Below are 25963 nucleotides of genomic sequence, written 5' to 3'. Positions count from 1 at the left end.
TGACCATGTTGTTCATTCGGTCATATTTTATATATAATAAAAGGATTATCTTAGTTTGACAATCCTCTTAATAAATAAAGTTCAAATAATTCTGCGATTTTTTCTTTTTCTAGCGGTTCATGATTTTTTTCCCAATCGAAAATAAGCGATACGTATAAGCGAAGCATAATAAATGCTGTAATTTCTGGATCACATTTGCTAATTTCACCTTTTTCAATCGCAATCTTTAAATACGATTGAATGAAAGAAACGATTTCTACATCTACTTGTTGCATCACTTCTTGTACTTCTTTCGTTCCCATATCGCGCTCTTCTTGAATTAACTTAATCATGAGCTGATGTTCTTTTCTGAATTCTAATATGCTATATAATGCTCTATGTACATTTTCAAAAAATGAAACATCTGAACGAATTGCATTTTCTGCAACTTGCTTCATTTCTGTAATTAAATTAGAAATAATTTCACCAAATAGCTCTTCTTTATTTTTGAAAAAAGTATAAATCGTTCCTTTTCCTACATTCGCTAATTTCGCTACTTGATCCATCGTTGTTGCTTTATAGCCGAACGCTGAAAAAGACTTTGTTGCAGCTTCAATAATAGAACGTTTTCGATCTATCGCCACATCGTCACCTCCAAAAATGACCAATTGGATAATATAGTCAATCAGTACATCTTTGATATTACCACACGCTTACATTCTATACAAGTTCTCTTTTTTATTATTTCCAGTATAAAAAAATTCCAGTCAAGTTATATCATACTGTCCATAGTGTATCAAAAAGTATACTTGTATGGAAAGCTAGAATATATTCATAATAATTGCTGGCTAGATCCCACTAGAAATTCAATAAAATAGACAGTGTTCTTAAAACAAAAAGTTTAAGAACACTGTCTTTTATTTTGACATAGAAAGTAATATTTTCTCCATCTCTTTCTTAGTTAGATCATCATTGATTATCTCTTCGTATATCTTTGTATCTCTTGTAAAAATATCATTCACTATGACAATTTGATAATCACTATTCTTACCTTGTGCTGGTACAAACATTTTGAGCCCTTTTAACTTACCCTCTCCATGAGAAGATTTATTATAGACCATTCCTTTCCCGTTTAAACTATAACTTTCTAGATTCTCTTCTCCAGGCATCATGTAGTGTAGTGGATCCTTATTACCACCTGCATACATTCTTGACTGATAAATTGTAAAACCATATTTCCCTTTTTTATATTCTGATTTAATAACTAATTCTATATCTCTTCCAAAATATGAATCAGCCCATTCTCTCTTTAACTCATAACCTTCAGGTATATAAGCCGGCTGCTTAATTTGAAATGGTACATGATTCTTCGCTTCTTCTATAGTATATGTTAAAGACTTCTCCAGCTTTTCTCCAAGCGGTTTTAGTGTCTTCTCAATAGTAGCTAGTCTTTCTTGATCAGCTTTCTTCAAGCGTTCAGGTTTATATTCCTTTGTATCTCCATCATAATTTTCAGGCACATTTTTCTTAACCATTGCTTTTTTACGAATTTCTTGCGCTTCCTTAAATAATTGAACATACTGCTCAAATTCTTCTTTCGTAAAATTCTTTTCTGCCAAATACAAAAAATCTGTATTCATTTTATATGACTTTATTGACATCCCCCATTCTCTACTTGCATTCTCCGGCGTACCTAATACTGTTTCTATCGCTTTTTCAAATGCCGCTTTAGATTGCTTGTTTTCTATAACCTTTTCTTTCTGTCTTTCATCCCCCTCAGTTATCCTTGCATTTAATAAAAATCCGCCTGCTATAGCTGCTATAGCAATAACTCCAAGTAAAGAAAGACGATACGATTTCTTTTGGAATTTTTTAATCATAACGATTCTCCTTTTTAGTGTTCGTTTATTTCTACTTAAACTTGCTAGGCTTGGTACTTGATAGGAATAATGTTCTAAAAGGGTAATAATTGTATGACCGTATGCAATTTGCTCCTCTTTATCTATAAAAGTAAGTGCATATGCATCACAAGCTAATTCTTGATCTTCTCGCATACAAAAATAGGCATACCAAAGAATCGGATTGAACCAATTTAATAGGAGTAAACTGTACATAATCCAATTTACAGCTACGTCGTTTCTCTTAATATGAGCTAACTCATGATAAAAGACATATTGTAATTGTTGCTCATTTAATACTTTCATATGTTTTTTTGATAGTAATACTTTCGGACGAAAGAAACTAAAAACAGTTGGACTCGCAATCTTTCCTGCAAGACGTAATGAAACTGCCTTCTTCATTTTCATAGACTGCTTACAGCGATTAAATACTGTAGCGACTTGTTCATCCGTAATATCCGGTTGTTTCTTTATGTAAGCATATAAACGTCTATTTGTAATAAACGTTATGACTGCTAATAGGATTACCCCAGCTAACCAAACATATAGAGCAACTTTGTATAAGGACAATGTAGTCTGTTGTTCCTCAATCGTACTTACTTTCTGTTCACTATTTTTTGTCACAGTTTCAGAATTTAATTCTAATTCTTCTGTATGTTTTATCTCGTTATTCACTGTATTCTCAGGTAAAGGTGTATTTTTTTGAATAACTTCCGATACACTAGAACTATAGGAGAATAATGAATAAATACTATAAGAACTATCCGGTGACCATGGTAAAAGGAGTCTTATCATTAGTACGATCCACAGCATATATTGCCACCGGGGCGTTAACTTATTTCTAAATAGCACTTTTATACATAGAATAAATCCAACTAATATGCTGGCCATAAGTGACGTTTCTATAAGCCAATCAAAAAAATGAGAAAGGTATACATTTATAAGCATGTCTATCATTGTTATCTATCCTTCCTCTTATTCTCCTCTGTCTTCTCATCTAAAATGCGTTTCAGTTCATTAATATCTTCTGAAGACAATTTTTCCTCTTTTAAGAAATTAACAAGTAATGGTTTAAACGCTGCGCCGCAAAAACGCTTTAGCAAAGATTTCGTTTCAACTTGTAAATAATTATCTTGTGATACTAACGGATAATAAGCATACATACGCCCTTTATCTTGATGGTAAGAAACGGCTTCTTTTTGTACTAACCGATTAATTAATGTACGGATTGTTTTCGGTTTCCAGTCCATTGCATCTTCTAGTTCTTCTATAATTTCATTCGCTGTTTGTGGAGAATTAGACCAAAGTACTTTCATAATTTCTAATTCCGCTTCAGATATTTTAGGTAATTGATTTGTCATAGTATAGTTCACTCCTTAGTATTACATTTGTAATCTACAATTAAGATTACAAATGTAATACTAAATTGTCAACCATATTTTAGAAAATATAATTTCCGTTAAACCTTACTTAACGACAACAAATTTCCCTTTTTTCAAATGATCAAATAAAAAAACAAGAAAATCCTTACATTTAATAGTAATATAGAAAATAGACAAGTTTATCAAAATAGTGGAGGCTTTTTCAGTCATGATGCGTGCGCTTCGTTTAAATATAAAGCAAGCTTTTTGTAGTCGTATTTCTCTAATAATGATGCTAAGTGGATTTGTTCTTATTTGCATTTATCACTATTATTATGTCATTCGTTATTTAGGAGACGCAGCGAATGGTCCTATATCAACAGATTTAAAATGGATTGGATTTCGCGACAATGAAATGGATGTTTATTTATTATTAATGCCAGTTATTGCGAGTTTCCCCTTTAGTACAAGTTACAATTCGGATAAGTCAGATGGTTTTAAACCATTTGTGAGTAGGGGGATTTCTCTCTTTCCTTATTCAGTAGCGAAATATATCGTTACGTTTTTTTGCGGAGGATTTCTTTATACGCTTCCATTCATTTTATCGTTATTATTTTGCAAATTAACCATTCCAGACGGAACACCTACGGCTGGTTCAGGCATCATAAATGATGATGGAATGTTCGCAAACCTATATTTAGATGCGCCTCTCACTTACATTACTGTATATATCGGAATTAATTTTTTATTTGCAGGTTTAATGGCCCTTTTAGGACTTGCTGCATCTGTATGGTCACAAAAAGACTATATGGCGATTCTCTTTCCATTTGCAGTTGCCTCCATTCCGTACGTCCTGCTAAATACAATACTTCCTTCAATAGGCGGAGCCCCTATTCATTTATATGATCCGAAACAGCCATTGCAAGGCATGTCACCATATATTTTATTGATGCAATGTGCTTTCTTCCTTTTCGTTAGCTTACTTCTGTATATACAAGGACTAAAGCGGGATAGAAAAAAATATAGAAGAAGACTGCAAAAAAGAGAACGATGTAGAAAATCATTTCAAGTAATTTCAGACTAAATCGTTGAACGAATAAGAGCGTAATTCCCTAAGTTAGTTTAGGGAATTACGCTCTTATTATTATCTTCCCCTTCACGGCGTACCTGCCACTCCCCATAAAATAACAACCGCTACAAAGTAAATCGCTTTAATACCTACAACTAAACATAATGAAATAATTGCATATTTACTTAATTCTCTCCTTGCACCTATTAAAGTAAAAATCACCGCCAAACTAAACGTTACATAGGACGAGGCTGTATGTATTAAGTTATACGTAAGGTCTAAATTTTGAGTAAGTTCTGTTACATCAGCTACAAATTGGAGCATGACGATCGTACTAAAAAAAATTGCAAGCTGATTTATTAATTTTCCATTTAACCATGCTTGCATTTTTAACCTCCTCATTATAAAAAACCGAATTTTTAATTAATTTTAACATGATTTTTACAGAAAAAGAACGCTCAGTATATCTCTAAGCGTTCTTTTACAACGATTTTAAGAAGCTTTCTTCAAGTCAATTTGAGCAAGTACTGGGTCGTGGTCACTTACACGTCCATGTTCTTTCATAATGTTTGAGTTTAAGTGTACTGGGTCTACAATTGTATGTGGTGCGATGTTGTTTGTTACTAAAATATGATCTAACACTTGTGCATTTCCTTCATGAATGTACGTGTAGCGGTTCTCTTTCGGCACTGTGTTTAACATATTTTTCAAGATTGTTCCTTCTAATGTTTTTAATGGTTTAGCGAATTCAAAATCGTTCATATCCCCTAACACAACAACTGGTGCATTCGTGTTCTTTTTCTGAATACCTTGTACGAAATTGTTTACTTCTTGTGCTAATTGAACTCGTTTTTCTTCACTCTTTAATACGAGCGGCTGCACTTTTCCAAATGGCGTTGCATCTCCTATTTTTGAGTTTAAGTGATTAGCAACGACGACAACGTTTTGTCCTTGGAATGTAAATTCTGCCGCAAGTGATTTTCTTGTACTTTCAAATAATGGGTTTTCATCTCCAATGCGAACGACATTTTTATCAAGTAACTTCGGTACTGCTGCTAATTTCACACGTGATGGGTTGTAGAAGAAACCGACGCGAATATTCGCTCCGGGTGCTCCTCCGTCTAGATTATTATGCGGAGCAATTTCTACATACTCATACTTTGGCCCGCGAATTTCTAGAACAGCATCAATGATACGTTTTGCACTTAATGAAGCATCTGTTGTACCGTCATTAATTGATCCATTGTTATCTTGCATTTCCTCTACACCGATAATATCTGGCATTTTTAAATTGTATTTAATAGAATACGCTAACGCTTTTACTTTTTCATCTGTTGTTTCTTTTTTATTCGCCGAGAAGTTTTCAATGTTATATGTAGCAACTGTTAACTTATCAAGACGCGGTTGAATATTTGCTCCCACTTGCTTAAATCCGCCGTCTACTACAGATGGTAATTCCGTTATTGGTGCAATGCGGAACGAACCGTAATCATATCCGACTACCCCTGTTATATCTCCAGTGAAAGTATCTCCTACTTTTGCTACATAATTACGAGGTACTTTTACAGAAAGGCGTTCTGGGTTTAATTGATTTTCATCTAATACAGATGTACCATATTTCGTTACAACTTTATTTCCGCCATTTTTCACTGTTACATATAAATTCCCGTTTTTCTGAGGGGCAATAATTTTTGGCTTTGGCATCGTAACGCGCATACCTTCTATACTTTCATAAAAGTCGATTGCATCTTCATTTGGATCAAATAAACCGAATGCATCATTATCGATAATTTGATCAGGGATTTTCACACCGTTTTCTCCAAGGATAATCGGTGCTGGTAAAGGTTGATCTTTTGTGATTACAGCAACGCGGCTCGCTTTAATTTCAGTCGTCGTTAAGTCTGTGTCAAACCTTTCTGCATATCCAGGTCCAACATATTCTTCTACTACTCCATCAACTTGAATAAAATCTCCTACTGCTACATTCGCATCCTTTTTGTACACATACATACCTTCTGAAGTAGCTGGATCATTATCTGGCTGATTATCTTCTATATAAAAACCATTTTTATCAAGCGCTGTTACAACGCCTTCCACATTGTAGACTTTCTTCCCGTTGTAAGGAGAAATATGCGATTTCCCTTGAATATCATGAATACGAACCTGTTCATTGTTTACGATAATAAATGAAAATGTTGAAATCGCTGAAGAAGTAAGCCCTTCTTTCTCTGCAATTGCTTTAATCACACTGTTTTCATTCACTACAATTTGTCCGTTATAACGAACACTTTTATTTGTAGGATTAGAGCCATCTAACGTATAGTAGATTGTTGCTCCTTCTGTATTCGTTGTTAATGTTACCGCTGTACCCTTCGCAACTTCTCCACCACTAGGCGAAGCTACTACATCGCTAACACGGTTTTGTCCTTCTCCTTGCAACTTATAAGCGGTTACCGATTTTAAACCTGGGCTACTAAAATATAATTCAAGCGTCCCTGTTAAACTAACTTTCTTCCCGATATTTTCAGGATGATCTTTCACGTTTACTGCCGCTCTCACATCGCCTTTTGGCAACTGAACAGGCATGATTTTGTCTGGATTCGTTTCATTTGGTGAATCCGCAATTGCTACGTTTGTATCATCAAACTTAGCTGGATCTTTCGTGTATTTAGAAGGACTTTGCGTATACCCAACAATGTATCCTTCTACTATCCCCTTTGTTTTCCCTTGCTGCTTAAATACTTGAATTGCTTTTTCTACTGACATAGAAGTAGTTTCTTCTGCTTGTACTAAAGTTCCAGTAAATGAAAGCAATAGTATGAATGATAAAAAGACACTTAACAATTTCTTCACAGCCATTTTCCTCTCTCTATTTCATATTTTCTCAGCATGTCTATCATATCAAATGATTCGTTATATAGAATGATATTTCGACAAGTTTTACAAAAAATTTATTTAATTTACAAGCTTTCAAACTATAATACAAAATAATAATTTTACACCTTCTACGAATGCACTCTATAATGTTAGAGAGAGAAAACAGAAAATATCGAAAGTTCATTGGCATGTAAAATGGATTCATTTGAATAGGAGTGATTGGATGGAAGTGCAAACAGAAACATACCGCGCAGCTATGAATGGAACATTAGAACGTCATTTTTCAGATATGATTGCCGTTATACCTACTAGAATTACAATTGAGCAGTTAAAACAGCGGCTAGAAACTATCGCTACTAAAGTTGATGAATTAAAAATTGTTTATAGTGATGAGACAAGCCTTATTGTTGAATTACATATGGATGAAAAAATCATACCGTATGAACTGCATATTGATGAGGCGAATGACCCAGAAGAATATAAAATGTACAATAGACAAGATGCTACAATTGTAGATCGTCATTTTGAAGATGCTGCTTATGGAACTGAAATTTTCACTCGTACGCTATTTGTAGGCGATGTACTGGACTGCTTTTTCCAGCAGTTACAGTTTTTATGGAACCTCGCCCCAGATTTATTCTTTGTGATTGATTCAAGTGCCGCAATGAAAGTGATATCTAGAAGCTATATTGAATATCACGTTGAAAATGAATTATTACCTGACATTCCTGACTTATACGTTATTCATTCTGTTTATGAGGACGATAAAGAAGGCGAGCCTACGCAATATTGGTTTCATACACACGGCCTTTTAAGAGCGGGCGTAACAGAAATAGAATTAATTATTCCAAATCGCATTTCTTCCTATTACGGCATTGGTGACCTCTTTCAAACGTTTGCGAATAATGCCGTTGAGAATGGACAAGTCCCTATGAATGAGCCTATCGTTATCGCACATAGTCAGCAAGGTTCTATACATACAGTAGCTGTTCCGTGGGAGAAAGGATTATCTTATATTGGGCATAAAACGAGTATGAATCAATTATCTTCAATTGAGGATGAAGAAGTGAAACTACAGCCAATAGATGCGCAAAATACATTCTTAGGCGGTATGGATGACCGAGATGAATACCATCAATCTCCATCCGTTCTCTTATTCCAATTTAATACTTCAGAAGAATATATCGAAAGCTTTTTCAAAGAACACGAGGAAGCTACAGGACTTATGTTCTATAAAACAAATAGTGAAACTGATCGTATGGCTTACAATGCGAAGAATACTTTCGGTTATTTCAGCAACATTTTTCACATTGAACAATCAAATGAAGATTTTCGTTTCCTCGCTAAGTTTGGTGTCTCCTACGAAGAGGGAAAAAGTGAACATATGTGGTTTGAAATGCAAAACATTACGGAAGACTTCATTCAAGGAATACTCATTAACGAACCATATTTTATAGAAGATATGCGTGAAGGAAATAGTTATCATTTAGATTTTGATAACTTAACAGAATGGGTTATTTATGCAGGAGATGCCGTTATAAAGCCAAATAACTTATATATGTTTATTGGTGAATAAGTAACAAAACGCCTTCAATGTGATTGAAGGCGTTTCACTTTATTGTGCGATTAATTCCGTATCCATTACTTTCTCCAAATGAGCTAGCACACGCTTTGCTGCTTTCTCACCTTGATCAATACAGTCCGGAAGACCAGAACCAGCGTAGGAACTACCTGCCAAGTATATACCTGGCAACTCTTTTTCCATAAATGTTGTGAGTTTCTTCATTCGCTCGTTATGGCCTACTGTATATTGGGGCATTGCTTCTTTCCAGCGGCTTACGACTGTAAACTCTGGATCCTCTGTAATATCCATCGTCTTTCGTAAGTCTTCTAGTACGAGTTGAAGAAGTTCCTCTTCTGTTTGTTCTACAACTGCTTCATCACCAGGTCGTCCAACGTAACAACGAAGTAGCATTTTTCCTTCTGGCGTTGTATGTGGCCATTTCTTATGTGTCCACGTACATGCTGTAATTGTGTAATCACTATTTCGAGATACGACAAACCCTGTGCCATCAATATCGCGCTGAATGGCTGATTTCGGGAAAGCCATTGCTACATTCGCGACTGATGTGGACGGGATGTTGCGGAAGAAACGAAACTGCTTGTACTGCGCAAACATAGATGGCAATACTTTATGTGATGTTGCCACTACGACCGCGTCCGCTTCTATTTCTTTTCCGTTACTAAGAGTAATCGTATAACCATCACCGAGTTTTGCAATTTTTTCAATGCGAGTGCCCTTTATTATCGTACCTTCATGCATCTTCATTTCAAGAGATTCTACGATAGATTCTAAACCTGTTTTCACTGTTTGAAAGATTCCTTTTTTCGGTTCAGTTTTCTCTTCTTTCGGAGCAAGCGTACGCATGCCGAGTGAAATACTGCGATGTTTCTGCTCAATTTGATACATTTGCGGAAATGTTGACATTAAGCTCATTTCATCAATATCTCCTGCATAAATACCCGATAGTAATGGTTCGATTAAATTTTCAACCACTTCGTTGCCGAGGCGATGTCTGAAAAAATGCCCGAGTGATTGGTCAGATACTGGCTTTGATCTCGGCATTAATAGATCCAAACCAGCTCTTAGTTTACCAATTGGGGAGAATAGCCCGGAAAATAGAAACGGCGTAATTTGCGTTGGAATTCCCATCATTGATCCGCTCGGCATTTTATGTAACCGATTGTTTACGAGGATAAATGATTGACCGGCCTTATTATTTACAAGTTCATCGCCAAAACCTAATTCTTTCGCTAATGTAGCTGCACTTTCTTTTCGTGCTAAGAAAGAGTCTGGTCCGCGTTCAATTGTAAATCCATCTTTTCGAACGGTTTGAATTTTCCCGCCAAGTTTACCCGATGCTTCTATCAGTAATGTATCGATCGGCAAGTTTTTGTCACGAATATCTTTTTGTAAATTATACATAGTTGTTAATCCTGTGATGCCACCGCCGATGACTACAACTTTTTTCCTCAAGCAAGCTCCCCCTTTCTTCTTACATTACAGATTCTTTTTTCTTTAATACAACGTCTGTTAAGCAATCAATAAATGCGTCCGATGCATTTGGCATTTCTGGACGATAATATTTCGCGCCAATTTCATCTGTTACAACTTTACACTCAAAGTCATTGTCATATAAAACTTCTAAATGTTCCGCAACAAATCCAACTGGTGCGTATACGAATGAAGTGTAACCGTACTTTTCATTTAATTCTCTCGTTAAATCTTGTACATCTGGACCAATCCAAGGATCTGGCGTGTTTCCTGCACTTTGCCAACCTACTGCATAGTTTGCTACTTCAGCACCTCTTGCAATATAGTCAGCCGTTTCATTTAATTGATCTGGATATGGATCGCCAAGTGCGATGATTTTTTCTGGTAAGCTATGTGCAGATACGATTAATACTGCTTTTTCACATTCTGCTTCTGACATACCGTTATATATACCTTTCACTGCATCAACCCAGTACTGGATGAATTTCGGTTCTTTATACCAGCTATCAATGCCGTGAATTGTTAAGTTTCCAAGTTTCTCAGCTTCTTCTTGTGCTCGTCCTACATACGATTTCACGCTAAATGTAGAATAGTGCGGCGCAAGAACAAGTGCGATTGCATCTTGTATACCGTCGTTATGCATATCTTTCACTGCATCTTCAATGAACGGTTCAATATGTTTTAAGCCAAGATACATATGGTACTCTACTTCATCTTGTACTTCATTTAAACGCTTCTCTAACTTTTTAGCTTGCTCTAATGTAATAGTAGCTAAAGGAGAAATACCACCAATTGCACGGTAACGCTCTGTTAAATCTTCTAGCATTTCAGGACTTGGCTTTCTTCCTCTACGAATATGTGTATAGTAACGTTCAATATCTTCTTCTTTATATGGCGTTCCGTATGCCATTACAAGCAAACCAATTTTCTTTTTCATACAGCAATGCTCCTTTACTTCGCTAACTGCCCTTTAGAGTATTCATGAATAAATGTAGTTAAACGTTTTAATGTATCTGGATTTACTTCTGGGAATACACCGTGTCCTAAGTTAAAGATATAACCTGGCTGTTTCATCCCTTGATCTAAAATACCTTTTACATGTTCTTCAATAACAGACCATGGCGCAAGTAAAAATGAAGGATCCATATTACCTTGTACCGCCTTATGAACGCCGCGTGCGCGTGCCTCTTCGATCGGTAAGCGCCAATCTAAGCCTACTACATCAAGCGGTAAGTCGTGCCATTCATTTACTAAATGTGCAGCTCCTACGCCGTGCATAATCATTGGAACACCCATCGTACGAACTTCTGCAAAAATACGCTCCATTGCTGGTTTAATAAATACGCGGTAATCCGCTACATTTACTGTTCCAACCCAAGAATCGAAAATTTGAACTGCTTTTGCTCCTGCGTTAATTTGCGCTTTTAAATATGTAATAACCATATCTGCTAGCTTATCCATTAATGCGAACCAAGCTTTCGGCTCTGCATACATGAACGCTTTCGTATTATGGTAGTTACGAGATGGACCGCCTTCAATCATATAGCTCGCTAATGTAAATGGAGCTCCTGAAAAACCGATTAACGGTACGTCTAACATTTCCGTCGTTAATAAACGAATCGTATCTAATATGTACGGTACGTCATCTTCTGGATTGATTTCCCCCAGTTTTTCTACGTCTTGTAAAGAACGGATTGGATTATCAATAACTGGGCCAATACCCGATTTAATTTCTACATCCACACCAATTGCAGGTAGTGGTGACATAATATCTTTATAAAGAATTGCTGCGTCTACGTTATATTGATCAACTGGCAACTTTGTCACGTAAGCACACAACTCTGGATTGTGTGTAATTTCAAATAAAGAATACTTTTCTTTTATCTTTCTATATTCCGGCTGCGAACGACCTGCCTGACGCATATACCATGCTGGTACATAATCAGTACGTTCCCCCCTACATGCTTGTAAAAATGTCTCATTTATAGTTCTTACCAAGACCCTTGCTCCCTTCCTTACCAATGCTTCGAATACGTTCGATATTTATCTTTTTTACTATACAGCTTGTAAAAACAAAATGCATAATATTATGTACGTTGTTCATTAAATTGACACAAACATTCTTAAAAACGCTTACTATTTTCACAACATTCTTATTATAACACAGAGAAAAACTATGGTTTAGCTACTTTTGACTTTTCTCCCTCACGATTCGTTTGTGTGTTATATGGCACAACGTAAAAACTCGGTTTTGAAAAGATGTTCACGAACTTTTCTTCATATTCTCCGGCACCATTTACAGTGGCTACATGCGTATGGACTCCATTTTCCACTCTATAAATACGATACATAATCCTATCATCAGGAAGTGGTGTCCAGCTTAATTTCGCTTTAAATAAACCGAAAGGGCTAAACGCTAATTTCATTTTCACATCTTCAATTTTGCGCAGACGAATCGGAGCACCGATTGTTTCCACACCTTCTGGTTTCATAAACTGCTCTTTCTGTTCTACATTTGCCTTCGTTAAAATTTTCTTAAATAATTTCGTTGCTAATGCACTTTCTCCTTGCAGCTGATGCTCTTGATCCGTACGGTCATAACCAATCCAAACAGCGCCTACTAGATTTGGTGTATAGCCAACGAACCACATATCTCTCGCTCCATTATCGTCATTTGGTAGTGAAGTTGTACCTGTTTTCCCAGCTAACGCCCCATTATATACACCGGCTTTCGCCGTCCCTTCTTTCACAACTCCTTCTAACATTTTTGTCATATACCAAGCCGTTTGTTTCGAGAAAATTTTCGTTTCTACTTTTGGCGATTCTCCAATGACTGCGCCGTGTCTATTTAACACTGTATCAATAACATGCGGCTCAATAATATCACCATTTGCTAAAAATGCACGATACATTTTCACAAGATCAAATGGGGAAACACCGTTTTTCAATCCGCCCAGCGCTGTACTTAAACCAGCATCAGCAATATGAACATTACCTTTCTCTAAATATTGCTTTCCTTCTTCAACCCCTAATTCGTTTAATAAAGAAACTGCAGGTACGTTTGCTGACTCTAAAATCGCATCGTACATCGTCATTTCTTTCGAATACTCATGGTTATAATTTCGAGGTTCATACCCTTCAAAAGAATGTCTTTCATTTGTTAATAAAGAATACGGATTATACTTTTTTGTTTCGAGTGCTGGCGCATAAACGATAAGTGGTTTTAGAACAGAACCAGGCTGTCTTTTTGCAAAAACACGATTGAACCCTCTCGGGACATACTTTCTTCCGCCAATCGCCGCTTTAATTCCGCCTGTACGATTATCCATTAATAAAAAAGCACCTTGTGCCCCCTCTTCTTTACCAGGGAAATTCCTTGCATCCTGAAACTGGTTATACGCTACCTTTTGAATTTTTTCATCCATCGGTACGACAAACGTATATCCTCCGCGAAGTACTTCTTGATGAGACAATCCGTATAAACGAGCTGCTTCATCTATAACCATATCAATATACGGCATATATGCGAGTTCATTTTCGTCTAAGTTTTTATATAAAGCAATTGTCTTCCCTTGGTAACGTACACTATCTTCGGCAGTCAAATAGCCTTGTTTATGCATAAGTGACAATACGAGATCACGGCGCTCTTTACTTTTCTCTGGTGAGAAATACGGTGAATATCCGTTTGGCGACTTTGGAAGACCTGCAAGCATTGCGCCCTCTTCTACTGTTAAATCTTCTACATTTTTATTAAAATACAACTTTGCTGCTGCTTGAATACCGTAAGCACCATGGCCAAAATAAATATGATTCATATACATTTCAAGAATTTGTTGCTTCGTATATTTTTGCTCTAATTGAAGAGAAATTGCCACTTCCTTCAACTTGCGCGTAACTGTTTTTTCACGAGTTAAAAAGACGTTTTTAGCGAGTTGCTGCGTAATCGTACTACCGCCTTCAACCTTATCTCCAGCTAACGTATCTTTATAAAGAGCACGGAATATAGACGGATAATCAACCCCTTGATGCTCATAAAAACGAGAATCCTCTACCGCAACAAACGCCTGCTGCACGTATTTTGGAATTTGCTCGATTGGTACGAGATCTCTATTTTCTACATATAATTTCGTAATTTCTTTCCCTTTCTGGTCAACGATACGTGATGAAGAGTGGAAAACGAGCTGTTTTTCATCCATCATATAGCCACCAGCTAACACAATAAGCTTATAAAGGACAATCGCTAATAGTAGCGTTGCTAACCCACCTAATAAAGTCCACTTTACTTTCTTCATACATCGGCCTTCTTTCCAAATGATGGTACATTTATTATTTGAAAAAGAAGTATCTTTATGTATATAATCTTCGAAGTTTTTTAAGAGAGTTGATATAATAGAAACAAACGATTAAGGGGGGCATTAAAATGAAGGCTATTATTTCATACGAAACACCTCTAGAACAAGCACATTTCACTGCAAAAAATGATGAAAAAGATATGTTTTATAAAGAAAATACAGAAGAATCTGTAGAAGGATCTCTTCAATATGATGTACTAGACGCTGTTGGCGAATTTAAAGGGCAACCTGGCTACATCGTTTGTAACAACATTTCTGTAACAGCTGAAGGTCGCCCAGTATTTGAAAACCGTTTTAAAAACCGCGCAGGTCTTATTGAAAACGAACCAGGATTCCAAGCGATCCGCGTTCTACGCCCATTAAGTAACGATACATATGTCATCTTAACGATGTGGGAAACGGAACAAAACTTTAAAGATTGGACAGAATCACGTTCATTCGAAAACGCTCATAAAAAACGCCCTGCACAAGCAGAAGGACAAGCTCCGGCGCAAGCACATCCACATGCGGAACAGCAGAAAAGTATTTTCTCTCGTCCGTCATTTGTGACTACTTTTGATGTGTTAGTTTAAGATTTTTGTATCGTGGTTCCTTCAAGGATGCGGTACATGAAATTATATCGGCGCAACTCAAATTATATCAGCGATTTTTGAGATATATCGACTTATAGACAAATGACGACACAAAAAAGGAAACACCACTACACAACGGTGTTTCCTTTTTCTTTATACCAATTATATATACGAAGCGCATCTTCTTTACTCATATGCTTCACTTTATATCTATGCCCCGCTACTGATACGACAGCTGTACATAGCTCGTCTTTCTTTTGAAAATGCGACTGACTGTATCCTACTGCTTGAACATGCCTTCTTCGCATGATTCCCGTATATTTTGCAAGGCCTCGGTATACCATGACTAACTGATTTTCTCTTATCATATAACCACTACTTGTATACCGGGCGTATGCAAGTAACGTAAATACAATGAAAAGTGGTATTAGAGTGAATAACGCAATATTTTGTTTAAAATATATACTCGCACCGATGATTGGCAATGCAAGCACCACACTTGTAATCCACCCCATTATTACGTAATGACGTAATGCAGCTTTCGGTAAGTGAACGATTTCCTCTTCCGTTTCATACGGCAACTGCAAATACGTAAGTAACTGCTGGACATCTTTCTTTTGCATAAAGGGATGTAACATCACTTCATTTCCAGCTGCTTCTATACTTTGAATGACTTCCACTTCGATAGAGCAATAACCGAAAGGCTGGCGGAGAATTCCTTCTTTCACAGTGATCGCTTGAATGCGGTGTAATTTTAAAACAAACTCTTTCTTATCAAATAACCCTTGTACGATACGAATTTCATTTCCTTTTCGCTCTATTTTAAAGTTCGCATATTTTAACGCATAGCCAGCTGTTGAAATGACCCACGAAACCGCCATTAAAATCGCTGCCATAACGATTAATTCATATACACCGTTATCCATCACATACGCTTCTACTTTATTGATGAGCCATTCTGGTAGAAATTGATTAAACTCTGAGTAAATAAGAAGTAATCCAGAAAACACTAATCCAAATCTACCAGATGTAATAGAGGCGAATAAAATTTCTTTCGCTGTTAACTGATACACTGTCTTACTATCTGCTTCCGCAGGCGCCTCTTCACTCACAGCGCTTCTCTCTTTATGTAATAAAGAGAGAAGTTCCTTCGCTTCCTCTTCTCTAATGCCAGCTAACATCACTTCTGGATCACTACCGCCGCCCGCTACTTCTATGTTTAGTTTCGTAAGTCCAAGTATTTGATAGATGATATTAGAAGACGTACTAATATTTTGCACACGTTCTTTATTTAAGTAACTTTCTTTCTTCACAAACACACCGTGCTTTATATGTAAAATATTATTTTCAACCCAATACACTTTGAAATACCATTTTATCGCTGAGAAAATTGCCATAATGAATAATACAAATAAAAGAACAAGATGTAAGAGATACCAAAGTTTTACTTGACCATCTGATCGAAATAAAACAAGAAAAATAAAAGGCAACAAAGTCGCAACTCGAATACCTAATAAAATTGTGATCGGATGTTGCCTCTTATACATCCTCATCACTCACTTTCGCAAGTTCTCCAATTTGTCTTTTCAGCTGCTCTGCTTCTTCCTTCGTTAAACCTGGAATACTATGAGAAGTTGCCGCTGTTGAAATATGTAATTCTGCTAAGTTATACTTTCTCATAATCGGGCCTTGTTCAATCGTTACGTGCTGCACACGAATCATCGGAATAAGTACGCGTTTTACAACGAACATTCCCTTTTGAATCTCAATCTCTTCTTCATTTAATCTGTAACTATAATAACGTTGACGTAAATTTGGAAACACAAAATAATCAAGCGGGATAAATATGATAGCGCCTGTTACTAATAAGCCAAACAACCAACCCCACCAATTAAAATTGATCATAAAAAAGAAATATGCAATTATGACTGCTAATATAACTGCCGCCCCAATTAAAGCGTGAATTCGCCACACTTTTAGCATATTAGAATGAATCTCCCTTTCTAACGGCTGCATCTCATCACTCCAATTATATGAATGTATTAATTATATATTAGTTGGTATATACATATTTGTAAAATTACCCCACGTTAACGGGCAGTAAAACTCCCAAAAAATTTCAGCTGGAGCAAAGAAGTTAGGTGGGAGTCGGGCTGCCCGTAAACGTCCGATTGGTGAGGGCTAATAATCAGTGGGGATGAATCTCCCACTGATTAAAGTTTCACTTTATAGTTTCTCTACATCGTATCGATTATTTCTTTAAAATTCCCTTCATGAATCGAATACACTTGAAACTGAATGTAATCTATTTCATTTGTATCTGGTTTAGCATATGGCAAAATGTTAAATTTAGAGGCTGATCTTCCTAACATATCTACAATCATTAAAGAAACATCAATATATTCGAAGTCTACACGGAATACTACTTCTTCCCCCGTACATTCATAATCTTTAATCGCATCATACGACTTATTCGCACTAATTAGCATCACTTTTAATAGTTGGTTTAAATTTTCTGGTTTAAAATTAATCATATACGCAGCTCCTTTTTCCAATAAAACACTATGAAAACAGTGTAATCTTATTATTTCATAGCTTTACACATCAATGATATAAAAAATAAAGCTAGTTTTTTATAAATTTTTTGATATAATTACTTACGGGAAACGGGAAAATATTTATTTTCCCTTGTGTTTTTATTTGCATCTAGTACTTTTGCTAGATGCCTTTTTTTATGTAAAAAAAGGTACCCTCATATACTTTGAGGATACCTTTTTCATCGATTTAGTGCATTTCAATAATTGTACCGTCTTCGAATACTTTGAATACGCCAGTAAATCCTGCTCCAGCTGCGCCTTCTATTTTATATGTCGTACGCACTCTAATTTGATAATATTTCTTTCCATTCTCTACTTGCGTATTTTCTAGCGTGTAATCATAGTCTTCTTTATATTCATTTTTAATATATTCTTTCGCTTTCTCAAAAGTAAATGCATTTTGATTCTTTCCTGTCTCTACTTTTTGGTTCTTTTCTGTCTCAGTTTTGCCGTTCTTTTCTGTTACTACCTTCTGATTTTTTTCTGCCTCAGTTTTGCCGTTCTTTTCTGTTACTACCTTCTGATTCTTTTCTGCCTCAGTTTTTTCGTTCTTCTCTGTTGCTACCTTTTGATTTTTTTCTGCCTCAGTTTTTTGAGTCTTTTCTGTTGCTACCTTTTGATTCGTTACTACATTTGTTTTTTGTGCTTTCGCTGCTTCACTCTTTGCAGTTTTTTCTTCTTCATTCATTTTAGTAACTAACCCTACCGCTTTTTTATTATATTCTTCAAGGTTTTTGTTATCTTTTGTTTCTGCAACTAGCTTATTTAAGATTTCTTTCGCTTCTGCATAATTTTTCTTATTTATTAACTCTTCACTTTTCGTCAATTGCTCACTATACTTCTTGTTTTGCTCTAAGATGGCTAATAATGCTGTTCGTTCTTCCTTTGCTTGTTTTACAAGCGTAGCATTTCCATTCTTCATGTTCTCTACTTTTTCAAATGACTTGATTGATTCTTCTATCTTTGTTTCTTCTTTTAACTTCACTGCTTCAATCATTACTTTCGTTTGTTCTACAAGCATCTTTGCATCTGAATCGTCTTTTTTCTCATCTAGCGCTTTTTCAAATGATGATAATGCATTTTTATATTCTTTATTCGTTAACGCGGTCTTCCCTTCATCCATTGCTTTGTCAAAATTTCCATTACTACACCCAGCTAACATTAAAAACGTAAGTCCAATTACCATTAATAACTTTTTCATTTTTTCTCCTCCTATATATCCCTAAAACGATAACAGCATATGTATAAAAGTCTGTGTAGTAATTAGACTGAAAATAAAGATGTACTTTGTGTGTGGGAAAGGAAGTACATTTCATTTACTATCATTACTTAAAACTCCTAAATAGTTGGTAGTTGGTTTTCTTCTTCTTTTAAAGACAGAAAGGAATTTTAATCATGTGCGTAAAGCTCTCACCAGGCTCTTTACTACACACACTCTTATACACATAGAAAAACTATTTTTAGGTTGCTATTTTTTTAGCTTTACATATTCTCGGTTTGTAACATACCAGAAAACAAAAGAAAACAAACCGTAACATAAGTTACCGTTTGTAACTTTTCTGTAACACAAATGTAACATAAGGTTTTTAAATATACAATAGTTTTTTTACATTATTTTCCCCTATCTATATCTTCAGAAAACAATAAACTTCAAATCCTTAGTATAAAAGCATACAGGGATCTCTCCTCATTATCATCAAGTTGAAAAGTAAACAGTACGCTGAAACAAAAATTCCCTTACGCTAAGCTAAGCTAAATAAAAAAGCCAATTTCTTTACATGAAAAGAAATTGACCTTTTATTTTATTCACGTTAATCCCTATGTATTCAAAAACTGATTCATAAGCCTCTGGAAACTACACACAACCGTTTATGAAACATTCCTAACATATCGCAAATCCAAGTTTTGAATTAAATAATCCATTCGTGTTTGAGATTAACCAAAAAGCCTACTAATGAAAGTAGACTTAAAATAATGCCGTATAAATTATATTTTTTTAGAGTATCCAATTAATAGTTTGTCAGTTCATTTTCAGGAGTTTGAATAATAACGGGATTTTTCTTTGGATCAATCCATCTTAAAATATCAATAACATTTCGTTTAACAAATTTGCTTCCAACTAGCATCCCTCACATCTTCACTAGTCGGCTTTCTAACAGATTTCACAAAACATTCCTCGCAAGCACCAAATGCAATGAAGTTTTTCTGTGCTTGTCTTAACGAGACTTCATTCGCCCCGCCTTCAAAGTCAGGATTGTTAAACTGAACCTCATCATCTTCCCAATAACATATATTACAAATTTCATATGTACCTGGTGGTTCTTCTTCTATTGTTCTATACCCGCAGCATGGACATGTATATTTCATTCTGTCACTCCATTATTCATTTATTTTTTCTCCCATATATTCCGGCCCATAAAGAATGTAACAGCGCAAATCATAGTTATTACCATGAAAGTAGTATTAGAATCTTCATATGTAGGTGGAATTCCAACCGTTACGGAAACAATAGTAAAAGCTAAAAGTAAATATAATAATACAGATATAATATAGCTTAGTTTAAATCGTAAAATGATAAATCTATACAATAGCTCACCAAGTAGACAGCCACCTAAAATAATAGGTACTCCGAAATACAATGTAAGGACTCCCATTTGCGCAGTAGATTGAATTATCTTACCAATTATGTTCGGGGAAGTCATCTCATCATTTCTTCCCACCCTATCAAATAAATCAAGTGCCGTTGCTGAAATAAAGAAACTTAATATAGAAAATGAATACGGTATTAAAAATTTGCTCACTCTCATTCACCTCGCTTTTCCTTCCACATATATTATTTATTATTTTCACAAAAAAAATAGCCCGCCTTCCGCAAAAGACGAGCCATTTTATTTAATCCTCACTTAACCTCTTCTTATACCAATCCTGCATTCTCTCCGTATCTTCTACACTCGTATGCTCTAATTTATAATTCGATGATGCGTTAGAGAATTTATACGTACATAAATCTGCTCGGCGCTGGAAGTATGATTGTGTCTTTTCCATTGATTGGACGTGTCTTCTTCTAACAAGTCCTGTATATTTTCCGACGCTGCGATATACAAGCGTAATTTGTTCTCCGTTTACACCGTAACCATTTGTTTTAAACGTTGCGTATCCAAGTATAAAGATGAGGATCGCAAGCGGAATGAATGCCCACATGATGTAATACTTTTCAAAATATATACTTATTCCAGTCAACGGGATTGCTAGCATTGCGAAAAAGATGAAACTATCAATAAGATAGCGGCGTAATGCTGCTTTTGGTAATGAAATAATGTTTGTATTCAGTTCGTATGGTAATTGTAAATGTGCGAGTAACTGTTGTACGCGATCTTTTCGAATGATAGGATGCAGTGTAACTTTTTCTTTCTCGTCACCCAGTCCTTTACCTTGAATGACTTCTACTTGCACAGCACAATAACCGAATGGCTGACGTAAAATACTTTCTTTTATCGTAATACCTTGAATGCGATGTAACTTTAGGACGAGTTCTTTTTTCTCAAGTAATCCTTGCGAAATGCGGACTTCATCATTTCTTCGATTCACTGTAAAATCTCCATGTTTTAACACGTAACCAATTGTAGATATAATCCAAGAAAGGACAAGCAAAATAGCTATCATGAAAATCCAGCCATATATATCATGTTCCATTACATACGACTTTACGCTATTCTCTATCCATTTCGGAATGTACTCATCTACTTGATGATACACAAAGAAGATTAACGAGAATAATAGTCCAAACTGACCAGATGTAACAGACGCTAGTAAAATTTCTTTCCAAGTTAATTTATATTCTGTCGCTTGTTTTTCTTCTGTGATGATTTCTTTTTCTACTGTATTTTCTGCTGCTTCGTCTAACGTTTCTTCTGCTTTCACTTCTGGAGTTGGCTCATTTAGCATTGCAATAAGCTCTGTTGCTTCTTCTACTGTAATACCAGCTAAGCTAACTTCTGCATCGTCGCCTCCGCCAGCTGTTTCAATTTGAATCTTTTTTAAGCCAAGCATTTGATATAACACGTTAGAACTTGTATTAATCGTTTGAACACGTTCTTTATTTAAGTAGCTCTCCTTCTTTACAAAGAGCCCTTGTTTTACATGTAATACGTTATTTTCAACCCAATACGTTGTGTAATACCATTTTTCAAACGCTGAAAAGACGGTGAGTAAACCGAATGCAGCGGGAATTAAATACCAAAATGGAAATTTTCCGTTTAAACTAAACATGAAAATAATGAGTGGGATAAAATCTGTTATTTTTAATTCTAATAACATCGTGATTGGATGCTGCCTCTTATACATCCTCATCACTCACTTTCGCTAATTCTGCGATTTTCGTTTTCAACATTTCTGCTTCATACATCGTTAAGCCTGGGATACTGTGAGAAGTTGCCGCTGTTGAAATGTGCAATTCTGCTAAGCCATATTTTCTCATAATCGGTCCTTGTTCAATTGTCACGTGCTGTACACGAATCATCGGTACTAATACGCGCTTTACGACAAAAAGACCGCGCTGAATTTCAAGCTCTTCTTCATTTAATTGATAACTGTAATAACGTTGACGTAGTTTCGGGAATAAAAAGTACGAAAATGGTGCGAACGCAACTGTTAGCCCAATCATCACATATAAAATCCACGCCCACCAATCAAACTTTATCATGAGGAAAAGGTAAGCTAACATGACGAGAATACCGATTCCTTCTTCCATTACAGCCCTAACTTTCCACACCTTGACCATGTCAGGGTGAATTTCATTTTTCAATGGATCCATGTAACCACTCCAAATCTAGTAATCTAATATATGAATACTCTCAATCTATATTTTACATAACTTTACAGAAAATTTGTATTTATTCTTCTTTATCTTTCTTCTCCGGAATAAAATATCCGAACCAAAGTAACCAAATGAAACCTATTAGTTTCATCCAACTTCCATCCGTTTGACAAGCCTCTATCATACCTGGAATTTTATACACTCCAATGAATCCGAGAAAACCGAGCCACCAGTTTTTTTGCATTTTCATCCTTATTCCCCTTTCATTACATTTTTCACATTTCGAATCCAAATTTCTTTATACTTTAGCTGGAATCCCATTAACATATAGTTGCTCATATTATCAATAACGAGCGCTAACGTATGCGCGTTTTCTTCTGTTCCATGTTTTGAAACAACACCAAGTTCCACACCTCGCTTCAATAAATCGTGGAATCCATTTAAGAAATCTTCTTGTATTTCAAATAAGCGGTTCTGATACTTTTCATTTCGCGATGCAGTTACGATGAATTCATTTATAACGCGTAATATTCCTTCTTGCCCTTCATATTCAGAGAGCATATGTAAACCATCTGAAATTAACTTTTCTGCAAAGTTTTCTTTCGTATATTGTTCTTTATCGAAATAACTCACGAAATGATACCCAGAAAAAATTTCTTCAAATAAAAAATCCACTAACGCTTCTTTAGAAGAAAAATGATAATAAATAGCCGGTTTTGAAATACCTACCTCTTTCGCGATCATGGAAAGACTCATCTTCTCAATGCCGTGCTCTGCCATAAGTTTAAATGATGCCTCTACAATGTTTTGCGATGTTTGTAAATTCTTTGTCATACTGTACCTCACTTATTTTTACTTACCGGTCGGTAAATAAATTGTAAAATAAAAAATCATCATTTGCAAGTTTGATTCAAAACTGTATATTACTTTTCAATCTACATTATGGATCTAGGATCATATTCCTTAATAATGACTACAATAACCTTTAATCTAGTTAAACTACAAAAAGCACCTTTGTGAGTGCTTCTTGTAATTTAATATTTAGGCCCCATGTAATCATAACTTTGATCTAGCGCTTTTAATAAATCAATCGCACCCTTTAACTCTCTTTTATCAGACTCTAATTCTCCCATCCTTCTTTCGATATCTTTTTTAAAAGATTCTAAATCACTAATGGTTTTTTCCCTACTCCAAGTTGAGACCAGCTTGATAAGAGTAAATTATGTACATTACTTACAACTCTTTTATTATGATTTAAGTCTTGAATCATATGGTCAAATTGTTGTAAAGCTTGGTTCAATGCTTCTTCATTTAAGTAAATTCTCGGCATCTTAATCTTCTCCCTTAATATTGTTGATCCGTCTTCTTATAATCATCGGCTTTCTTCTCAATAAAATCTGAAATTTCCGTTGCTGTTCGTATGTACCAAAAACTTAAATGCTCTACATGTGCACGTATATTATTTACTTTAGCTTCTACCCGTCTACTTTCAGCCGTTTCTAATAGTGTCATCATATTAGAAATTAACCTCGGTACTCTATCTTGAAATTCTTGTGCGTTTCGCTTCATATCTCTTACGGCTTGTTCTAGATTCTCTACCACTACACGAATTTCTCGCCCGCCTAACAACTTACCAGGTGAATCATATACTCTTTCCCCTGTATCTAAATTCAAAAGATATTGACTCGATAAATTCCCATCTTTACCCATCCGGAAATACTTATTATTCTGATAATGAAATCCAGGTTTATCTTTTACGGAGTCCAAAAAGCGATCAACTTCAAACAATAGTCTTTGTTCCAATGGTAATTTAGAAAGGGCTTCTTTCATAGCAGGTGGTGTAACAGCATAAGTTGAACCTATGTGACCATCATATGGACCAAAAGGACCATAACCGATTGAATCTGATCCGTGAACAATCGAAACAATTCTACCATTAAATTCTCCATTATTAGCTCTTTCTTGTAAATCAGGCGGTAACAAATGTTTTGCACTCGGCGCATTCCATGACATACATCTTACATTATCATTAGATGCCGCTGCATATTCCGCTAAAGCTCCCCCTAACGAATGACCCGTCGTATATATCTCCACATCATCCCTGTCCTTGTATGTATCCGTTACTTGTTTCATGACCCTTTCAGCTTGTTCGAATTGATTATGTGTTTCCCAGCGCTGATTCTCTTCATTCCAATATTTCTTTGAACCTTCATTCTCAGTCCCTGCTACAGGAGGTGCTGCTGGTTCATGAACACCTTCTCGTAATACAAAATGATTGGTATCCGTTTTTAAATCCTTCATGCCTTCCCCTGGCTTCATCGGAATGCCTAAAGAGTTTTTCTCTATAATTTTATCCCCTTCTGTACCTCGGAAAGCTACCATAACTTGCTTTTTCCCATCGACATCTCGTTCAAAGGCTACTGCATCCATTCCGGTTTGTTTGTCGTGGAACGTCTCGCTTACTTCCCATTTTTGTAAAGGATTACCTTTGTTGTCGGTGACCTCAATACTGTTTCCTAACTTCTCATCACCACGATAAGCAAACCTTGACATTTGATAATAACTAGAATCTAAAACTTTATCATTTTCATTCAAAACATTTCCCCTCCCAGATAATTTAATATATTCTAAATATAGAATAACATTAATGGAGGGATTTTGATTGAAAAAATATGGTATAAGATTATTCATTATCCTTACACTTATACTTTTAGGGGGATGCAGTATGAATAATAAAACAAATGAAGAAAAAGAAATAGTAGCAAAGGCAGAAGAGATAACCATTAAATATTTTAAAGAAAGAGAGGAGCTAGATGTAGTAATTACAGGACATGAGTTCTCCCCCAATGATTTTCAAACTGTTTTTATAGATGGACATGTTAAAGGAGATGAAAGCAAAACGTTTGGAGTAGGTGTAGAATATGGGGGTGGAGAGTATAATATAAGTTCTAGATCATACTCTAAAAATCTAAAATTAAAAGAATAATCATTAGACACTCACTAGAGTGTCTTTTTTACATAAAATATTTTAGCATATGAATTTTTTTTAACAAAATGATTGGTATCCGTTTTTAAATCCTTCATACCTTCCCTGGCTTCATTGGAACGCCTAAAGAGTTTTTCTCAATAATTTTGTCCCCTTCTGTTCCTCGGAAAGCTACCATAACTTGCTTTTTCTCATCCACATCTCTTTCAAAGACTACTGCGTCCATTCCGGTTTATCGTGGAATGTTTCTCCTACTTTTCATGTCTGTAAAACTTTTTTTGATCTATATAATCCTTTATCTCATAATTTTCACCTAAATTATTCCTACATGCTCCCTTTGCTAAATTATAATAAGTTTGATCTAAAACTGCACTTTCTTTCATTCTTTTACCCCTATAATA

The 25963-nt window shown here is 35.5% G+C and carries 25 protein-coding genes and 2 pseudogenes; 4 read left to right on the top strand and 23 right to left on the bottom strand.

The annotated features are described in order from the left end of the window. Positions 1-50 precede the first annotated feature (50 nt). The 3 genes from AAG068_RS05580 to AAG068_RS05570 all read right to left on the bottom strand — a co-directional run bounded on the left by AAG068_RS05580 (position 51) and on the right by AAG068_RS05570 (position 3238). The gene (locus tag AAG068_RS05580) at positions 51-623 is read right to left on the bottom strand and encodes a TetR/AcrR family transcriptional regulator (RefSeq protein WP_000963372.1); all 573 of its coding nucleotides are present in this window, start codon (positions 621-623) and stop codon (positions 51-53) included. Positions 624-896: 273 nt separating this feature from the next. Beyond that, the gene (locus AAG068_RS05575; RefSeq protein WP_342718472.1) at positions 897-2834 is read right to left on the bottom strand and encodes a M56 family metallopeptidase; all 1938 of its coding nucleotides are present in this window, start codon (positions 2832-2834) and stop codon (positions 897-899) included. 2 nt (positions 2835-2836) lie between these two features. After that, positions 2837-3238, bottom strand: coding sequence for a BlaI/MecI/CopY family transcriptional regulator (locus AAG068_RS05570; RefSeq protein WP_000184503.1), 402 nt, complete (start codon positions 3236-3238; stop codon positions 2837-2839). Positions 3239-3467: 229 nt separating this feature from the next. On the opposite strand from AAG068_RS05570, the gene AAG068_RS05565 reads away from it, so the two are divergent. Next, positions 3468-4322 carry a hypothetical protein gene (locus AAG068_RS05565; RefSeq protein ID WP_342718468.1) on the top strand — a complete coding sequence of 285 codons (855 nt, stop codon included), beginning with the start codon at positions 3468-3470 and terminating at the stop codon, positions 4320-4322. Positions 4323-4394: 72 nt separating this feature from the next. Here the strand turns inward: AAG068_RS05565 and AAG068_RS05560 are convergent, their stop codons facing one another. Both AAG068_RS05560 and AAG068_RS05555 read right to left on the bottom strand, forming a co-directional pair. Continuing rightward, positions 4395-4694, bottom strand: coding sequence for a hypothetical protein (locus AAG068_RS05560; RefSeq protein ID WP_342718467.1), 300 nt, complete (start codon positions 4692-4694; stop codon positions 4395-4397). A 105-nt stretch (positions 4695-4799) separates the two neighbouring features. Next, complete coding sequence (locus AAG068_RS05555; RefSeq protein ID WP_342718466.1) at positions 4800-7166, bottom strand: DUF6359 domain-containing protein; 2367 nt, start codon at positions 7164-7166, stop codon at positions 4800-4802. A gap of 241 nt (positions 7167-7407) precedes the next feature. Here AAG068_RS05555 and AAG068_RS05550 point away from each other — a divergent pair, with 241 nt between their 5' ends. Beyond that, entirely contained in the window at positions 7408-8760 is a 1353-nt protein-coding gene (locus tag AAG068_RS05550) for a DUF4026 domain-containing protein (RefSeq protein WP_342718465.1), read from the top strand. Positions 8761-8799: 39 nt separating this feature from the next. On the opposite strand, the gene hemY is transcribed toward AAG068_RS05550, so the two are convergent. From hemY to AAG068_RS05530, 4 genes are all read right to left on the bottom strand, one after another. Further along, complete coding sequence (hemY, locus tag AAG068_RS05545; RefSeq protein ID WP_342718464.1) at positions 8800-10221, bottom strand: protoporphyrinogen oxidase; 1422 nt, start codon at positions 10219-10221, stop codon at positions 8800-8802. Between the two features lie 19 nt (positions 10222-10240). Continuing rightward, complete coding sequence (hemH, locus tag AAG068_RS05540) at positions 10241-11176, bottom strand: ferrochelatase (protein ID WP_342718463.1); 936 nt, start codon at positions 11174-11176, stop codon at positions 10241-10243. A gap of 14 nt (positions 11177-11190) precedes the next feature. Further along, complete coding sequence (gene hemE, locus AAG068_RS05535; protein WP_242294684.1) at positions 11191-12237, bottom strand: uroporphyrinogen decarboxylase; 1047 nt, start codon at positions 12235-12237, stop codon at positions 11191-11193. Positions 12238-12413: 176 nt separating this feature from the next. Next, positions 12414-14531: a transglycosylase domain-containing protein gene (locus AAG068_RS05530; RefSeq protein WP_342718462.1), complete on the bottom strand. Its 2118-nt coding sequence runs from the start codon at positions 14529-14531 to the stop codon at positions 12414-12416. Between the two features lie 128 nt (positions 14532-14659). Between AAG068_RS05530 and hmoB the strand changes: the two genes are divergently transcribed. Beyond that, positions 14660-15163, top strand: a complete 504-nt coding sequence (gene hmoB, locus AAG068_RS05525; RefSeq protein WP_342718461.1) for a heme-degrading monooxygenase HmoB — start codon at positions 14660-14662, stop codon at positions 15161-15163. Positions 15164-15291: 128 nt separating this feature from the next. Here the strand turns inward: hmoB and AAG068_RS05520 are convergent, their stop codons facing one another. From AAG068_RS05520 to AAG068_RS05465, 12 genes and pseudogenes are all read right to left on the bottom strand, one after another. After that, positions 15292-16710 carry a PH domain-containing protein gene (locus tag AAG068_RS05520; RefSeq protein WP_342719712.1) on the bottom strand — a complete coding sequence of 473 codons (1419 nt, stop codon included), beginning with the start codon at positions 16708-16710 and terminating at the stop codon, positions 15292-15294. Beyond that, positions 16703-17179: a PH domain-containing protein gene (locus AAG068_RS05515; RefSeq protein WP_342718460.1), complete on the bottom strand. Its 477-nt coding sequence runs from the start codon at positions 17177-17179 to the stop codon at positions 16703-16705. Before AAG068_RS05515 ends, AAG068_RS05520 begins: the two co-directional genes overlap by 8 nt. Before the next feature lie 221 nt (positions 17180-17400). Then, positions 17401-17697: a protoporphyrinogen oxidase gene (locus AAG068_RS05510; protein WP_342718459.1), complete on the bottom strand. Its 297-nt coding sequence runs from the start codon at positions 17695-17697 to the stop codon at positions 17401-17403. A 250-nt stretch (positions 17698-17947) separates the two neighbouring features. Continuing rightward, positions 17948-18961, bottom strand: coding sequence for a hypothetical protein (locus tag AAG068_RS05505; protein WP_342718458.1), 1014 nt, complete (start codon positions 18959-18961; stop codon positions 17948-17950). A gap of 899 nt (positions 18962-19860) precedes the next feature. Continuing rightward, positions 19861-20127 (bottom strand): CPCC family cysteine-rich protein, encoded by a 267-nt coding sequence (locus AAG068_RS05500; RefSeq protein ID WP_342718457.1) that lies wholly within the window; start codon positions 20125-20127, stop codon positions 19861-19863. Between the two features lie 20 nt (positions 20128-20147). Further along, on the bottom strand, positions 20148-20561 hold the full coding sequence (locus AAG068_RS05495) for a hypothetical protein (RefSeq protein WP_342718456.1): 414 nt from the start codon (positions 20559-20561) through the stop codon (positions 20148-20150). A gap of 91 nt (positions 20562-20652) precedes the next feature. Next, positions 20653-22104: a PH domain-containing protein gene (locus AAG068_RS05490; RefSeq protein WP_342719711.1), complete on the bottom strand. Its 1452-nt coding sequence runs from the start codon at positions 22102-22104 to the stop codon at positions 20653-20655. Continuing rightward, a complete protein-coding gene (locus tag AAG068_RS05485) occupies positions 22097-22573 on the bottom strand; it encodes a PH domain-containing protein (protein ID WP_342718455.1) in 477 nt (158 codons plus the stop codon). The genes AAG068_RS05490 and AAG068_RS05485 overlap by 8 nt, the downstream gene beginning before the upstream one ends. 79 nt (positions 22574-22652) lie before the next feature. Then, on the bottom strand, positions 22653-22826 hold the full coding sequence (locus AAG068_RS05480; protein WP_342718454.1) for a hypothetical protein: 174 nt from the start codon (positions 22824-22826) through the stop codon (positions 22653-22655). A 2-nt stretch (positions 22827-22828) separates the two neighbouring features. After that, positions 22829-23410 (bottom strand): TetR/AcrR family transcriptional regulator, encoded by a 582-nt coding sequence (locus AAG068_RS05475; RefSeq protein ID WP_342718453.1) that lies wholly within the window; start codon positions 23408-23410, stop codon positions 22829-22831. A gap of 200 nt (positions 23411-23610) precedes the next feature. Further along, positions 23611-23906: pseudogene (locus tag AAG068_RS05470) on the bottom strand (hypothetical protein). A 14-nt stretch (positions 23907-23920) separates the two neighbouring features. Beyond that, on the bottom strand, positions 23921-25171 hold the full coding sequence (locus AAG068_RS05465) for a lipase family protein (protein ID WP_342718452.1): 1251 nt from the start codon (positions 25169-25171) through the stop codon (positions 23921-23923). Positions 25172-25238: 67 nt separating this feature from the next. Between AAG068_RS05465 and AAG068_RS05460 the strand changes: the two genes are divergently transcribed. Further along, entirely contained in the window at positions 25239-25562 is a 324-nt protein-coding gene (locus AAG068_RS05460; RefSeq protein ID WP_176546175.1) for a hypothetical protein, read from the top strand. 62 nt (positions 25563-25624) lie between these two features. Here the strand turns inward: AAG068_RS05460 and AAG068_RS29910 are convergent. Continuing rightward, positions 25625-25817: pseudogene (locus AAG068_RS29910) on the bottom strand (lipase family protein); the annotation flags it as partial. Further along, positions 25814-25945: a hypothetical protein gene (locus AAG068_RS29905; protein WP_428845986.1), complete on the bottom strand. Its 132-nt coding sequence runs from the start codon at positions 25943-25945 to the stop codon at positions 25814-25816. The gene AAG068_RS29905 and the pseudogene AAG068_RS29910, both read right to left, overlap by 4 nt. Positions 25946-25963: the final 18 nt, after the last annotated feature.

Source organism: Bacillus paramycoides (genome assembly GCF_038971285.1).
In the GTDB taxonomy this organism is placed as follows: domain Bacteria; phylum Bacillota; class Bacilli; order Bacillales; family Bacillaceae_G; genus Bacillus_A.
Note: the sequence above shows the minus strand (reverse complement) of the source record. Positions and strands in the feature narration are given on the sequence as shown.

What these genes read in the sequence shown, in the direction of transcription:
- AAG068_RS05575 (WP_342718472.1), bottom strand. Translation starts at nt 2,834, where the DNA reads ATGATAGACATGCTTATAAATGTATACCTTTCTCATTTTTTTGATTGG.
- AAG068_RS05570 (WP_000184503.1), bottom strand. Translation starts at nt 3,238, where the DNA reads ATGACAAATCAATTACCTAAAATATCTGAAGCGGAATTAGAAATTATG.
- AAG068_RS05565 (WP_342718468.1), top strand. Translation starts at nt 3,468, where the DNA reads ATGATGCGTGCGCTTCGTTTAAATATAAAGCAAGCTTTTTGTAGTCGT.
- AAG068_RS05560 (WP_342718467.1), bottom strand. Translation starts at nt 4,694, where the DNA reads ATGCAAGCATGGTTAAATGGAAAATTAATAAATCAGCTTGCAATTTTT.
- AAG068_RS05555 (WP_342718466.1), bottom strand. Translation starts at nt 7,166, where the DNA reads ATGGCTGTGAAGAAATTGTTAAGTGTCTTTTTATCATTCATACTATTG.
- AAG068_RS05550 (WP_342718465.1), top strand. Translation starts at nt 7,408, where the DNA reads ATGGAAGTGCAAACAGAAACATACCGCGCAGCTATGAATGGAACATTA.
- hemH (WP_342718463.1), bottom strand. Translation starts at nt 11,176, where the DNA reads ATGAAAAAGAAAATTGGTTTGCTTGTAATGGCATACGGAACGCCATAT.
- AAG068_RS05530 (WP_342718462.1), bottom strand. Translation starts at nt 14,531, where the DNA reads ATGAAGAAAGTAAAGTGGACTTTATTAGGTGGGTTAGCAACGCTACTA.
- hmoB (WP_342718461.1), top strand. Translation starts at nt 14,660, where the DNA reads ATGAAGGCTATTATTTCATACGAAACACCTCTAGAACAAGCACATTTC.
- AAG068_RS05520 (WP_342719712.1), bottom strand. Translation starts at nt 16,710, where the DNA reads ATGTATAAGAGGCAACATCCGATCACAATTTTATTAGGTATTCGAGTT.
- AAG068_RS05515 (WP_342718460.1), bottom strand. Translation starts at nt 17,179, where the DNA reads ATGCAGCCGTTAGAAAGGGAGATTCATTCTAATATGCTAAAAGTGTGG.
- AAG068_RS05510 (WP_342718459.1), bottom strand. Translation starts at nt 17,697, where the DNA reads ATGATTAATTTTAAACCAGAAAATTTAAACCAACTATTAAAAGTGATG.
- AAG068_RS05505 (WP_342718458.1), bottom strand. Translation starts at nt 18,961, where the DNA reads ATGAAAAAGTTATTAATGGTAATTGGACTTACGTTTTTAATGTTAGCT.
- AAG068_RS05500 (WP_342718457.1), bottom strand. Translation starts at nt 20,127, where the DNA reads ATGAAATATACATGTCCATGCTGCGGGTATAGAACAATAGAAGAAGAA.
- AAG068_RS05490 (WP_342719711.1), bottom strand. Translation starts at nt 22,104, where the DNA reads ATGTATAAGAGGCAGCATCCAATCACGATGTTATTAGAATTAAAAATA.
- AAG068_RS05485 (WP_342718455.1), bottom strand. Translation starts at nt 22,573, where the DNA reads ATGGATCCATTGAAAAATGAAATTCACCCTGACATGGTCAAGGTGTGG.
- AAG068_RS05480 (WP_342718454.1), bottom strand. Translation starts at nt 22,826, where the DNA reads ATGAAAATGCAAAAAAACTGGTGGCTCGGTTTTCTCGGATTCATTGGA.
- AAG068_RS05475 (WP_342718453.1), bottom strand. Translation starts at nt 23,410, where the DNA reads ATGACAAAGAATTTACAAACATCGCAAAACATTGTAGAGGCATCATTT.
- AAG068_RS29905 (WP_428845986.1), bottom strand. Translation starts at nt 25,945, where the DNA reads ATGAAAGAAAGTGCAGTTTTAGATCAAACTTATTATAATTTAGCAAAG.